The sequence below is a fragment of the Neisseria subflava genome (assembly GCF_024205705.1).
GTDB classification, from domain to species: Bacteria; Pseudomonadota; Gammaproteobacteria; order Burkholderiales; family Neisseriaceae; genus Neisseria; species Neisseria subflava_D.
Window position 1 is genome coordinate 1847556 of record NZ_CP073115.1, and the last position, 14166, is coordinate 1861721.

Annotated in this window: 12 protein-coding genes and 1 tRNA gene; 7 read left to right on the plus strand and 6 right to left on the minus strand. The window is 48.4% G+C overall.

Features of this window, described 5'->3' with window-relative positions:
• Positions 1-40: 40 nt before the first annotated feature.
• Positions 41-535, minus strand: a complete 495-nt coding sequence (locus KCG54_RS08905) for a MarR family transcriptional regulator (RefSeq protein ID WP_003748495.1) — start codon at positions 533-535, stop codon at positions 41-43.
• Between the two features lie 297 nt (positions 536-832).
• On the opposite strand from KCG54_RS08905, the gene KCG54_RS08910 reads away from it, so the two are divergent.
• Entirely contained in the window at positions 833-1714 is an 882-nt protein-coding gene (locus tag KCG54_RS08910) for a prephenate dehydrogenase (protein ID WP_254323972.1), read from the plus strand.
• Positions 1715-1821: 107 nt separating this feature from the next.
• Here the strand turns inward: KCG54_RS08910 and hisD are convergent, their stop codons facing one another.
• The 4 genes from hisD to KCG54_RS08930 all read right to left on the minus strand — a co-directional run bounded on the left by hisD (position 1822) and on the right by KCG54_RS08930 (position 5359).
• The gene (hisD, locus tag KCG54_RS08915; protein WP_254323973.1) at positions 1822-3114 is read right to left on the minus strand and encodes a histidinol dehydrogenase; all 1293 of its coding nucleotides are present in this window, start codon (positions 3112-3114) and stop codon (positions 1822-1824) included.
• Positions 3115-3185: 71 nt separating this feature from the next.
• Entirely contained in the window at positions 3186-3911 is a 726-nt protein-coding gene (gene nfsA, locus KCG54_RS08920; protein WP_254323974.1) for an oxygen-insensitive NADPH nitroreductase, read from the minus strand.
• Positions 3912-3959: 48 nt separating this feature from the next.
• Positions 3960-4613: an ATP phosphoribosyltransferase gene (hisG, locus tag KCG54_RS08925; protein WP_254323975.1), complete on the minus strand. Its 654-nt coding sequence runs from the start codon at positions 4611-4613 to the stop codon at positions 3960-3962.
• Positions 4614-4696: 83 nt separating this feature from the next.
• Complete coding sequence (locus KCG54_RS08930; protein ID WP_254323976.1) at positions 4697-5359, minus strand: SCO family protein; 663 nt, start codon at positions 5357-5359, stop codon at positions 4697-4699.
• A gap of 284 nt (positions 5360-5643) precedes the next feature.
• On the opposite strand from KCG54_RS08930, the gene KCG54_RS08935 reads away from it, so the two are divergent.
• The 6 genes from KCG54_RS08935 to porB all read left to right on the plus strand — a co-directional run bounded on the left by KCG54_RS08935 (position 5644) and on the right by porB (position 11296).
• Positions 5644-5728 (plus strand) — tRNA-Leu (locus KCG54_RS08935).
• A 387-nt stretch (positions 5729-6115) separates the two neighbouring features.
• On the plus strand, positions 6116-7843 hold the full coding sequence (gene ilvB, locus KCG54_RS08940) for a biosynthetic-type acetolactate synthase large subunit (protein ID WP_254323977.1): 1728 nt from the start codon (positions 6116-6118) through the stop codon (positions 7841-7843).
• Between the two features lie 10 nt (positions 7844-7853).
• On the plus strand, positions 7854-8345 hold the full coding sequence (ilvN, locus tag KCG54_RS08945) for an acetolactate synthase small subunit (RefSeq protein WP_003748480.1): 492 nt from the start codon (positions 7854-7856) through the stop codon (positions 8343-8345).
• Between the two features lie 66 nt (positions 8346-8411).
• Complete coding sequence (locus tag KCG54_RS08950) at positions 8412-8705, plus strand: putative quinol monooxygenase (protein ID WP_070583491.1); 294 nt, start codon at positions 8412-8414, stop codon at positions 8703-8705.
• A gap of 61 nt (positions 8706-8766) precedes the next feature.
• The gene (gene ilvC, locus KCG54_RS08955) at positions 8767-9780 is read left to right on the plus strand and encodes a ketol-acid reductoisomerase (protein ID WP_004521030.1); all 1014 of its coding nucleotides are present in this window, start codon (positions 8767-8769) and stop codon (positions 9778-9780) included.
• Between the two features lie 388 nt (positions 9781-10168).
• On the plus strand, positions 10169-11296 hold the full coding sequence (gene porB, locus KCG54_RS08960; protein WP_254323978.1) for a trimeric porin PorB: 1128 nt from the start codon (positions 10169-10171) through the stop codon (positions 11294-11296).
• A gap of 186 nt (positions 11297-11482) precedes the next feature.
• Here porB and pepN read toward each other — a convergent pair whose 3' ends face one another.
• Entirely contained in the window at positions 11483-14104 is a 2622-nt protein-coding gene (gene pepN / locus KCG54_RS08965) for an aminopeptidase N (RefSeq protein WP_254323979.1), read from the minus strand.
• Between the last annotated feature and the right edge of the window lie 62 nt (positions 14105-14166).

Sequence of the window (14166 nt, forward strand, 5' to 3'; positions counted from 1 at the left end):
GTTTATGTGTGCCTGCCGCAGACCATCAGGCCGTCTGTTGTCAATTGCCCAAACGGTTCAACAGTTTACCCAACAGGTGTTGCAGCGTATCATAATCCTCTTTCGTGAAATCTTCCCACGCTTGGCCGCTCTGACGGGCAATTTGCGGCCATACTTCGTGGATAAAGGTCTCACCCGAAGGGGTTAATTTTAGCACAATCTGACGGCGGTCTTTTTGATTGATATAACGCTCCACCCAGCCGCGCTCGACCATGTCATCCGACAGGCGTGTGGCACTGGTGCGCGTCAAGTCCATCAAGTCGCTCAAGCGCGAAGGCAGGATTTCGCTGTTTGGGCTGACGTAAACCGCCATCAGGGAAAACCACAGATTTTCATTGATGCCGAACGCTTTCAGGTTTTCATTCAAATGGCTGCTCAAACGTTCGGTTACAATGCGCAACATGCGGGATACTTGGTTTTGCTGCTCGGGAAATTGAGGCAGGCGGGTGGAAAGCAAATGCATTGCATTGACTAATTCGGTTTGTGAAAAACTCATAAATTCCTTCTTTCTGAGTGAATTATTTTATCCGATACCAATCAGAATAAAATATGATGTAATAATTTACTTTAAGATACCAATTACTTACTTTAAGACGTTATACTAATTCAGATGATTATTTTAGTGTATGAAAATCTGATAATCGGTTACATGATCCTACTAAACGGATTTTTCTATGCCTAAATCATGAAAAATCGACCCCAAAAAAGGCCGTCTGAAACCTTGATTTCATCTTTCAGACGGCCCCGATGACAGATTAAAATAAGCTTTTCCATTTAAAACCGGATGCAAACCATGAACACTTCCGCCTTTTTCCCCCACATTACCCTTATCGGCGTCGGTTTAATCGGCGGATCGTTCATGCTCGACCTCAAACGCTTGGGACTGGTGCAAACCGTTACCGGCATCGACACCAATGCCGACAACCTCAATTACGCACTCGAATGCGGCATCATCGACCATGCCTATCCGAATATTTGCGCCGAAAGCATCGGCAATGCCGATTTGGTTTTAATTGCCACGCCTGTCTCCGTCCTGCCTGACGTATGCCGCAACATCAAGCCCTTCTTAAAAGACACCGCCTGCGTTTCCGATGTCGGCAGCACCAAACAATCAGCACTCAATGCCTTCCGCACCCACCTATCAAACCGCCTGCCGCAATGTTTTGCCGCCCACCCGATAGCCGGCTCGGATCAAAGCGGGGCAAAATCCGCGCGTTGCGGTTTGTTTCAAAACAGCCGCCTTATCATTACGCTACACGGCCAAGAGGTTTCAGACGGCCTGAGACGGCTGAAAAGCCTGTGGCAGGCGGTTGGTTCGCAAATTTCGACCATGAGCGCCGAAGAACACGACAATATTTTTGCCGCCGTTTCCCACTTGCCGCACTTGGCCGCCTTTGCCTATGTCCACGCTTTGGTTGACCATCCGCACGGCAAAGACTATCTCCCCTATGCCGCCACCGGCTTTCGCGACTTTACCCGCATCGCCTCCAGTCATCCTGCCGTTTGGACCGACATCTGCATGGCCAACCGCCCTGCCCTGCTCAAACTGACCGGAGATTTGAAAGAACAATTATCCAAATTGGAAAAGCTCCTTTCAGAAGGCAACAAAACCGAGCTTTACCGCTATTTTGAAGAAGCCGCACAAATGCGTAATGACTGGCTGAAAAACCGTTAACCCTGTTTTCAGACGGCCTGATGCCTTATCGGCCAAACCTTCATCACAATAAAAAGGGCATCTGTTTAGATGCCCTTTTTTGATTTCTTACGACTTCAACGTTTCACTCAGTCTTTCAAACGGAACTCAGCCGCTCTGGCGTGCGCGGTCAAGCTTTCGCCATGCGCCAACACGCTGGCGGTTTTACCCAACTTCTGCGCACCTTGTTCCGAAACCTGAATCAGACTGGAGCGTTTTTGGAAATCATATGTTCCCAAAGGAGAAGAGAAACGCGCCGTGCGGCTGGTCGGTAAAACGTGGTTGGGGCCAGCGCAATAGTCGCCCAGGCTTTCACTGGTATAGCGTCCCATGAAAATCGCACCTGCATGGCGGATTTTTTTCGCCCACTCTTGCGGATTTTCGACCGACAGTTCCAAGTGTTCAGGAGAAATATAGTTGGCGATTTCGCAGGCTTCGTCCAAATCTTTAGCCAAAATCATTGCACCGCGATTGCCCAATGAAGCTTCAATAATCGCACGGCGCGGCATGGTTTCAATCAGGCGGTTCATGGCCGTCTGAACTTCGTCCAAATACGCTTGAGAAGTACCGATCAAAATCGCTTGTGCAATTTCATCGTGTTCCGCCTGACTGAACAAATCCATGGCCACCCAATCGGCAGGCGTCGTGCCATCGGCAATCACCAAAATTTCAGACGGCCCTGCCACCATATCGATACCGACCACACCAAACACGCGTCGTTTAGCCGCAGCGACAAAGGCATTGCCCGGGCCGGTAATCTTATCGACTTGAGGCACAGATTCCGTACCATAAGCCAAAGCCGCAACCGCCTGCGCGCCGCCAACCGTAAACACTTTGGTTACACCGGCTACAAAAGCAGCCGCCAACACGATATCGTTGCGCTCGCCTTTCGGAGTGGGAACGACCATGATGATTTCTTTCACGCCGGCAACGTGGGCAGGCATGGCGTTCATGATGACGGAACTCGGATAAGCGGCTTTACCGCCCGGAACATAAATACCGACACGGTCAAGCGGCGTAATCTGTTGGCCCAAAAGCGTGCCGTCTTCGTCTTCGTAAGTCCACGACTCCATTTTTTGGTGTTTATGGTAGCTTTCTACCCGTCTCGCGGCCGTTTTCAAGGCCGTCTGAATGTTTTCAGGCAAACGCTCAAACGCAGACTGCAAATCGTCTTGCGTCAGAATTAAATCGTCGATGGTTTGTGCGGATGTGCCGTCAAAGCGGTTGGTATATTCAACCAGCGCCGCATCGCCGCGTTTTTGAACATCGGCGCAGATGTCGGCAACAATACGGTCGATTTCAGGGTTTTGTGCGGTTTCAAAAGCGAGTAACGCTTTGAGTTCGGCTTGAAAATCAGGGGATTGGGTGTCGAGTTTCTTCATGGTTTGCTCTCTTCCTTGTTTCGTTCCTATTGTTTTCAGACGGCCTCAGCCACACATAGGCCGTCTGAACATTATTTTTTCAAAAAACCTTTTTTCTGCAAAAACGCCAACATATGCGGCCGCACAGGATTGCCCAAGGTTTTGGCCAGCGACTCCTTCCAAGGTATCGGACTGCCCTTGCGTAACTCATAATAATCCGCTACTGCCTGATTATAGGCTTCAACGGCATCGGCATTCAGGCTCGGACAGACGTTTTCGGCATATAACATTTCCTTAGGTAGGCGCGGTTTGAGCGGTGGGTCTTGATCGGGATAACCGAGGCACAACCCCACCAAAGGCACGCAATAATCCGGCAGGTTCAACACATCCGATACTTTTTGCGCATTATTGCGCAACGCGCCGATATACACGCCACCCAGCCCAAGCGATTCGGCGGCAAGCAATACATTTTGCGCCATAATGCCCGCATCGACCGCACCAATCAGAGTTACTTCCGCCCAATCAATTTGCGCATCGGGAAACATTGCCTTGTGTTTGGAAAAATCGATGCAAAACAATAAAAATTCCGCACAATGGACAATATAAGGTGCGCTTCCTGCCGCTTCATGTATTCCTTGTCTCAGCGCAAGGTCGGATACGCGGATGATGGAAACGCATTGCAGGTTGTTGGAAGTCGAAGCCTGCTGCCCGGCGCGCACCAGCGTATCGAGGATTTCATCGGTAATCGGTTCGGAAGTAAACCTGCGGATGGAGCGATGGGAAAGAATCGTATCGAGTGTCGATTTGCTTTGCATCATGACGGGGCTTTCAAACTGGGTTGGCAAACAGGTTTTACCAAAAACTTTTCAGACGGCCTTAGCGGCATTTTCAAATGCCTGAATAATCGGATTCAACAGCGCATATTTGGTTTTCAAAGCAGCTTTGTTGACCACCAAGCGGCTGGAAATATCAGCCACATGTTCCACAGCTTCCAAACCATTGGCCTTCAATGTATTGCCGCTGGAAACCAAATCGACAATCGCGTCGCTCAAACCAACCAAAGGCGCAAGCTCCATCGAGCCGTACAGTTTGATGATGTCCACATGCACACCTTTGCCAGCAAAATGTTCGGCGGCGATGTCGGGATATTTGGTGGCAATCCGCAAGCGGCTGCCAGGTTGGGAAGCAGCGGCATAATCAAAACCTTTTTTAACCGCAACCATCATGCGGCATGAGGCGATGTGTAAATCTAAAGGTTGATACAGGCCATCTCCGCCATGCTCGATCAGCACGTCCTTACCGGCAATACCAAAATCCGCCGCACCATATTGCACATAAGTCGGCACATCGGTCGCGCGCACAATCACCAAACGGATATTGTCATGATTGGTACCAATAATCAGCTTGCGTGATTTTTCGGGCTCTTCTGCAGGCACAATACCGGCGACGGCCAACAGCGGCAGGGTTTCCTCAAAAATTCGCCCCTTGGATAAAGCAATCGTTAAAAGTGTGTCGGTCATTTTTTTATTCTCCTTTGCCGTATCATAAAGCAAGAAGGCCGTCTGAAATCTACAACCCATTTCAGACGGCCCCAACTACGGTTTTACAATAAAGTTTTCACATCAGCCGCAATCGTTTCCGGCTCGCTGCCATAAGGCGAGAAAATCGCCACTTCGCCGTTTTTATCAATCAAATATGCACCTGAAGAGTGGTCGACCAAATAGTTTTCGCTGTCTTCTTTTTGGTTGACTTTAGCCGATACCACACGGTATTGCTGTTTGATGACAGGCAGGCTTTGATCGCCGGTTGCCGTCAGGCCGATAAAATCAGGGTTGAACTGTTTGGCGTATTTGCCGATTACTTCAGGCGTATCGCGCTCCGGGTCGATGCTGACAAATACTACTTTCACATCTTTAGCCTGATCGCCCAATTGTTTCAAAGTATCGCTGTAAGTCAGCAACTCGGTCGGGCACACGTCAGGACAGTGGGTATAACCGAAAGACAGGATAACCACTTTGCCTTTCAAGTCGCTCAGGCTGAAAGGTTTGCCGTCGCCATCGGTCAACGTAAAATCGCCGCCAATGTCTTCTTTGCGCATATCGGTACCACGCGCTTGCGCTTTGGCAGTAGATTCACCGGAAGCGGCCGGTGCGGCAGAAGCTGCAGGCGCCGAAGAAGCCTCTTTGGCTTCCTCTTTAGGCTGACAAGCAGCCAGAGCAGCCAACGCAAAAGCACTGAGTAGGAAAGTTCGTGTAACGGAAAGCATAAATTTTCTCCAAAACCGTTTCAAATAAGTGCGGCCAAATAACTGCCCGGCCGATATAAAAACAAAACATCTTCATATTAACGCGTTTGACACATTAAATGTAGCCCTTTTTGCATATAAATACTGCTTTTTTTGTTTTAAAAATCTGACTTCCATTTAGATAGCCATCAAACGTAAAAAGTTTAATTCATTAAAAATCAAACAAATATAAAAATAATCCAATTTTTTTTCAATTACTGCTTTACAAGATTCAAGAACCCGCTATAATGACGACTTCTTCGCTAGCCCAGGTGGCGAAATTGGTAGACGCAGGGGACTCAAAATCCCCCGCCGCAAGGTGTGTCGGTTCGAGTCCGACCCTGGGCACCAAATTAAAAAAACCTCTTGATTCGATCAAGAGGTTTTTTGCTATTCTTCATTTGCAAAACCTTCTCCTTACTCAAACTGTCAACAATCTCCCCACATCAAGCTCAATAAAACTATTTTTTATTTCTTTAAAATCAAACGACAATCTATTTTCCCGTTTCAAATGTTAAAAGATGAAAGATTTTGTCTTGCTTGTACAGTCGGATTGCGTTATCGTTTCTACTCTTTTTCACAAACTCTGTGTTCCTTTCCAATTGTTTGGACAGTCTGACTGTCGCCGTATTCCCTCAATGCGCGTACCCTAAATCGCTGCTTGGTGGAATTGCATTACAGGTGCTGTGGTGAGGCGGATTGTTCCTATTGGTTTGAGACCATATAAAAGAGGTCAATATGCAATTATCTGGCGCACAAATCATCGTGCAAAGTCTCAAAGCCGAAGGTGTCGAGTATGTATTCGGCTATCCGGGCGGCGCGGTTATCGAAATCTACGATGCCCTTTTCCAACTCAATAAATTCAAGCACATCCTGGTTCGCCACGAGCAGGCAGCCGTACATGCGGCAGATGCCTATGCCCGTGTCAGTGGCAAAGTCGGCGTTGCCTTGGTAACTTCCGGCCCAGGCGTAACCAATGCACTGACCGGCATCGCCACCGCTTACAGCGACTCCATTCCGTTGGTAGTCATCAGCGGCCAGGTGGGCAACTCCCTTATCGGGACAGACGCATTCCAAGAAGTGGACACAGTCGGCATTACCCGCCCTTGTGTCAAACACAATTTCTTGGTAACCAATATCGCTGAGCTGGCAGACACCATCAAAAAAGCTTTCCAAATCGCCGCAAGCGGCCGTCCAGGTCCCGTTGTTGTCGATGTTCCTAAAGATGTCACCCAAGCAATGGCTAAATTCAGCTATCCTCAAGAAGACATCTTCATCCGCTCTTACCAACCGGTTGTACAAGGCCACATCGGTCAAATCAAAAAAGCCGTACAAATGCTGGCTTCCGCCAAACGCCCTATTGTTTACTTCGGCGGCGGCGTGGTTTTGGGCAATGCCTCTGAGGAAATGACCAAATTCGTCCGCATGATCGGCGCTCCTTGTACCGGCACATTGATGGGCTTGGGTGCATACCCTTCCAGCGACCGCCAATTCTTGGGCATGCTGGGTATGCACGGTACTTACGAAGCCAACCTCGCCATGCAGAATGCAGACGTTGTACTGGCAATCGGTGCGCGCTTCGATGACCGCGTGATTTCCGTACCGTCCAAATTCTTTGAAAAAGCCAAAAAAATTATTCATATCGACGTTGACCCGTCCAGCATTGCCAAACGCGTCAAAGTGGATATTCCGATTGTCGGCGACGTGAAAAACGTATTGTCCGAAATGATTCAATTGTGGGGCAAGCAAGAGTCTGCACCTACAGCCGATTCATTGGATAAATGGTGGAAAAGCATTGAAGAATGGCGTTCACGCAACTGCCTGTGGTTTGATAATGAAAGCGAAATTATCAAACCGCAATACGTCATTCAAAAACTGGCCGAAATCACCAATAATTCTGCCATCATTACTTCCGACGTCGGTCAACACCAAATGTTTACCGCCCAATATTACCCATTCGAGCGTCCTCGCCAATGGCTCAATTCCGGCGGTTTAGGCACAATGGGCGTCGGCTTGCCATATGCCATCGGTGCGAAACTGGCCGCTCCTGATCAAGATGTATTCTGTATCACCGGCGAAGGCTCGATTCAGATGAACATCCAAGAGTTGTCGACCTGCTTCCAATACCGTGTTCCGGTTAACGTCGTTACCCTGAACAACGGCTACCTCGGCATGGTTCGCCAATGGCAAGAACTTTATTACGGCAACCGTGAATCAGAAACCTATTTCGACTCATTGCCTGATTTTGTCAAACTGGCTGAAGCCTACGGCCATATCGGCATCCGTGTAGACAAGAAATCCGATGTAGAAGGCGCATTGCTGGAAGCATTAAACCAAAAAGACCGTCTAGTATTCCTCGATTTCTTGACCGACAAGAAACAAAACGTACTGCCTATGGTCGGCAACGGCAAAGGGTTGGACGAGATGGTTCTGCCGCCACATATGCGCGAAACATTGTCAGCGTAAGGAGAGAAAAATGCGACATATCTTATCTATTCTGATGGAAAACGAATCAGGTGCGATGAGCCGTGTGGTAGGTTTGTTCTCCGCACGCGATTACAATATCGACTCTCTTGCCGTAGCCCCAACCGAAGACAAAACCTTGTCCCGTATGACCATTGTTACCCACGGCGATGAGCACGTCATCGAGCAAATCACCAAACAACTCAACAAACTGATTGAAGTTGTCAAAGTGGTTGACTTGAACGAAAGCCGTTTTGTCGAACGCGAGCTGATGTTGGTAAAAGTCCGCGCCGTCGGCAAAGACCGCGACGAATTCCTGCGATTGACCGAAATCTACCGTGGCAGCGTCATTGACGTAACAGACCGCAGCTACACCATCGAAATCACAGGCTCCACCGAAAAACTCGACTCTTTCCTCGAAACAGTCGGTCGTGCCCAAATTTTGGAAACCGTACGCACAGGCGCAGCCGGTATCGGTCGTGGCGAGCGTATTTTGAAAATTTAACGCTGTATCGTTCAGACGGCCTTTTACTTTCAACAAAGGCCGTCTGAAAAACAGTAGGAGACAAACATGTCAAGCATCCAAATCGTTGCATTAGTTACCGTCAAACCCGAATACACCGAGGCTCTGGCTGCCCAGTTTAAAGAATTGGTCAAAGCCAGCCGTGCAGAAGAAGGCAACATCAGCTACGACCTGCACCAAGAAATCGGCAAACCCAACCGTTTCGTATTCGTAGAAAGCTGGAAATCCCAAGCAGCTATTGACGAACACAATGCCAGCGAACATTTCCAAAACTTCGTCAAATCCATCGAAGGAAAAACCGAAGCATTGGAAATCGTCTTGATGAACCAAGTCCCCGCTTAAGTCCCTATTACTTTTAACTCAACCCGGATTATCCGGAACCCTCTTACACTAAGGAAATAAAATGCAAGTTTATTACGATAAAGACGCTGACCTTTCTCTGATCAAAGGCAAAACTGTTGCCATCATCGGTTACGGTTCACAAGGTCACGCACACGCAGCAAACCTGAAAGATTCCGGCGTAAATGTCGTCATCGGTCTGCGCCAAGGCGGCTCTTGGAAAAAAGCCGAAGCAGCCGGCCACGACGTGCGCACCGTTGCCGAAGCAACCAAAGCAGCCGACGTTGTAATGATTCTGTTGCCTGACGAAAACCAACCTATCGTATACAAAAACGAAATCGAGCCTAACTTGAAAGAAGGCGCAGTATTGGCGTTTGCCCACGGCTTCAACGTACACTACAACCAAATCGTACCCCGTGCCGACCTCGACGTTATCATGGTTGCCCCTAAAGGCCCAGGCCACACCGTACGCAGCGAATTCCTGAAAGGCGGCGGCGTACCTTCCCTGATCGCCGTTTACCAAGATAAAAGCGGCAAAGCACGCGACATCGCCCTGTCTTACGCAGCAGCCAACGGCGGCACCAAAGGCGGCGTAATCGAAACCAACTTCCGCGAAGAAACCGAAACCGACCTGTTCGGCGAACAAGCCGTATTGTGCGGCGGTGTGGTTGAACTGATCAAAACCGGCTTCGAAACCCTGACCGAAGCAGGCTATGCGCCCGAAATGGCCTACTTCGAATGCCTGCATGAAATGAAGCTCATCGTTGACCTGATTTACGAAGGTGGCATTGCCAACATGAACTACTCCATTTCCAACAACGCGGAGTACGGCGAATACGTTACCGGTGTGGAAGTCATCAACGACAAATCCCGCGAAGCCATGCGCAATGCCCTCAAACGCATCCAAACCGGCGAATACGCCAAAATGTTCATCCAAGAAGGTGCCGTCAACTACGCCAGCATGACTGCTCGCCGTCGCCTGACTGCCGACCACCAAATCGAAAAAGTCGGCGCGCAACTGCGTTCCATGATGCCTTGGATCGCTAAAAACAAACTGGTTGACCAAGATAAAAACTAATCTGTCTTTCAAGCAAATGAAACCTGCCTGATCACTCAGGCAGGTTTTTTATAATTTTAAAACCCAATACACTATAAACCTCACTCAGCAAGGCCGTCTGAAAACAATATAAACGACATTTAATCCCCAACTTCAATAAGCCGTCTTTTATGGTTTTCCTAAAATTTCCTTTTAGAAAAACATATTACGAAATAAACGACTATTTCCCATACCTACTCTGTCTGTAAAAAACAACGTTTCCCAACAAGAATACGCCTAAAACAAGAGGAAAATTTGTTTTCTTAAGCCATAACCTTTATATTATGGTCATGGAATCGTTGAAATAGAACGATATCGTAATAAGAAGAACGAATACTCGCTTCTTCACACTTAAAAAAGGAAAACAGCAATGAAAAAATCCCTGATTGCCCTGACTCTGGCGGCTCTGCCTGTTGCAGCTATGGCTGACGTGACTCTGTACGGTCAAATCAAAGCCGGCGTTGAAGTATCCAAAGTAAAATTGGGTGAAGAAACTGCTGCTAAACTGGGTAAAGAGAAAAGCTCTAAAACTGCTACTGAAATCGCTGACTTCGGTTCACGCATCGGCTTCAAAGGCCACGAACACTTGGGTAACAACCTGAATGCCATCTGGCAAGTTGAACAAAACACTTCTATCGCCGGTGGCGACAAAGAGTGGGCTTCTCGCGAATCTTTCATCGGCTTGGAAGGCGGCTTCGGTAAAGTCCGTGCCGGTAAATTGAACTCTACTGTTAAAGACTCTAGCGACAACGTTGATCCTTGGGAAGGCAACAATGGTGCCTTGCACATGGGTGTGTTCAAACGTGTTGACGAGCGTGCAGTATCTGTACGTTACGACAGCCCTGTATTCTCCGGCTTCAGCGCAAGCGTACAATACACTCCACGTGACAACGCTAACCCTTCTGACAAATACACTCACAACGACGCTACCCGTGACACTTACTACGCTGGCCTGAACTACGAAAACTCTGGTTTCTTCGGCCAATATGCTGGTGGTTTCCGTAAAAATGCCGTTTCTGAAAAAGACGGCCACGTACACCGTTTGGTAGGTGGTTACGATGCTAACAACCTGTTCGTATCTGTAGCCGGCCAATATGCTAAAAACTGGGAAACTTTGGGTGACTACGCCGAAGCCCAATCTAACGGTGTTGTAACTTCTGCTATGCGCGCTGCCGGTACTAACGCTTCTAACGTAGTATTTGGTACTGCTGCTGGCTTGGACAGCCGTCCTGCTGAAACTATCGAAGTTGCTGCTACTGCCGCTTACCGCGCTGGTAACGTGACTCCTCGCGTTTCTTACGCTCACGGCTTCAAAGCTAAAGTTGACGGAGAAAAACTGAAAGGCACTCAATACGACCAAGTTATCGTTGGTGCTGACTACGACTTCTCTAAACGCACTACTGCTCTGGTTTCTGCCGGCTGGTTGCGTGGTGCTGAGTCTGGCCCTCACAAAGTTGAAACTATCTCTGGTTTGGTTGGCCTGCGTCACAAATTCTAATCTTCGGATTAGTATGAAAAAGAGCCTGTTTTATGCAGGCTCTTTTTTTATTCATATTCCCTACCCTCAACGAAAATTAATTTAAGCGTTGATATATAAAAAGGCCGTCTGAAACCAATCGGTTTCAGACGGCCTTTAGTCTATCTACCCCTATTGCCAAATGACAATAAGGTCAACAGACAAGCTTTATTTTTCATTCAGAATCTTACCGACAATCTCGCCCACATCTTTGGACAAACCTTCTTGTGCATTGATGCGTTGCAATTCTTTGGTCATGACGGCTTTGCGGTTGGCTTCCAATTTGTTGCAGATGTTAAAAGCCTGCACCAGTCGGGCGGCAACTTGCGGATTAAAACGGTCGATTTCCATCACTTTATCGGCTACAAAGCGGTAGCCGCTGCCGTCTTCTGCATGGAAGTGCGGAATATTGCGGCTGAAGCTCATCAATAAAGAACGGGCTTTATTTGGATTTTCAATACTGAACTTAGGATGATTCAAGGCCGTCTGAACTTGCTGTAAAGTATCTTTGCGGCGGCTTGAAGCAATCAGGACAAAGTATTTGTCCATTACTAAGGCATCATCGGCGAATTTATCGGCAAATTTCGTCAACAAACGATCGCGAATTTCGCTTTCATTGCTGTTGATTGCAGATAAGATGCCCCATTCGTGGGTCATGTTTTGCGCCATTGCTTCGTAATTCTCCGCAACGTGTTCGATATGCGCAGCGTCAGCACGAAGGATAAATGCCCTGCAAGCATTACGCAAAGTACGCCAGCCGGCCAGTTCCGGGCTGTATTCATAACGAACAGCAGCATCGGCTTGGTTTTCTTGTTTGGCAGCTTGACGGTTCAGCTCGCGCCATTGAGGCAGGAACTTGACGGCAACAGCATTGAGCAAGGCTTCTCGCGCTTGATGAACCTGAATCGGGTCAATATTTTCTTCTTCCGCCCATATATCGGTTTCAGACGGCATTTGCAGCAAAATGGCACGGAATGCCGGATCAAAGTCACCAGAAACCACCAAAGCCAAAGCATCCATCAATGCTTTATGTTCCGGCAAAGGACGGCCTTCCGCCAATGCCTGACGGTTGGCGTTAATGGCACGATGATACAAGGTTTGGGCAGCCTCCCAACGGGCAAACTCATTTTCATCTGCCGCCAGTAAAGTTGCTAATTCTTGCTCGCTGTACGGATAGTTCAGGGTGACCGGCGCAGAGAAATCTCGCAGCAGAGACGGGATAACCGGCTCATTGACGCCGCCCAATACAAAAGTCTGCTCGGCTTCGGTCAATACCAAAACTGCCTCTTTCACCCGTTCACCTTGATATTCAAACTCAACCGCTTCGCCTTTTTCATTCAGCAAACCGGTTTTGACCGGAATCATCATCGGCTGTTTGTCTGCCATATCGGGCGTAGCCGGAATGGTTTGTTTGATGGTTAATTCAAACGCACCATCTTTCAGACGGCCTTGGGCATCTAAAACCAGCGTACCGGCTTGGCTGTACCACAAAGCAAACTGATCAAGATTGATGCCGTTTGTGTCTGCCATTGCGGCACGGAAATCATCACAAGTCACAGCCTGTCCGTCGTGGCGTTGGAAATACAGCTTCATGCCTTTTTGGAAGCCCTCTTCTCCGAGCAAGGTGTGATACATGCGCACTACTTCCGCACCTTTTTCATAAACGGTCATGGTGTAGAAGTTGTTCATCTCTTCATAACTGGCTGGGCGGACAGGATGCGCAGTCGGGCCTGCATCTTCAGGGAATTGGAACAAGCGCAGCATACGGACATTGTCGATACGGCGTACCACGCGGCTGGCCCGGTCGCCGGAAAACTCTTGATCGCGGAAAACGGTCAAACCTTCTTTCAGCGACAATTGGAACCAATCGCGGCAGGTCACGCGGTTGCCTGTCCAGTTGTGGAAATATTCGTGGCCGACAACAGATTCGATGCCTTCAAAGTCGGTATCGGTCGCGGTACGGCTGTTGGCCAGCACGAACTTGGTATTGAAAATATTCAAACCTTTGTTTTCCATCGCGCCCATATTGAAATCGCCCACGGCAACGACCATGAAAATATCCAAGTCGTATTCCAAGCCAAAGCGTGTCTCGTCCCATTTCATCGCATTTTTCAACGATTCCACTGCAAAACCGACTTTAGGTTTGTCTATCTCCGTGGTGTAGAACTCGATTTTGACCTTACGGCCGCTCATGGTCGTAAAATAATCTTCCGTTACCGCCAAATCGCCTGCCACCAAAGCAAAAAGATAGCTCGGTTTGGCAAACGGGTCTTCCCATTTCACCCAATGACGGCCGTCTGAAAACTCGCCGCCATCGATTTTATTACCGTTAGACAGCAACACCGGATAGCGTTTTTTGTCTGCAACGATGGTGGTGGTAAATTTAGACATGACATCCGGACGGTCAATATAGAACGTAATTTTGCGGAAACCTTCCGGTTCGCATTGGGTAAACAGGTTGCCGCCGGAAGCATACAGACCCATCAGAGATTTGTTCTCAGCAGGCAAAATTTCAGTTTCCACTTCCAACGTGAAGTTTTCAGACGGCGCGCCTGCAATCGTCAGTTTTTCGTCTTCCAACACATAATCTACGGCCCGGCCGTTTACTTTCACAGACAGCAGTTTTGCCGAACCATCCAATACCAATGTCTCCCCTGCTCTTTCAGGTTGAACGGTCAGACTGGATTTGACGATGGTTTGCGGTTCTAAAATATCGAAATGCAGGTCGGTTTTCAGAATACGGTACGCTGGCGCGGCGTAGTCTTTCAAATAATGGATGGTTTTGCTCATTTGTTCTCTTTCAGAGTCATGCGGTAAATAGATGAAGCATATCGTTTCAGATAGCCTAAATT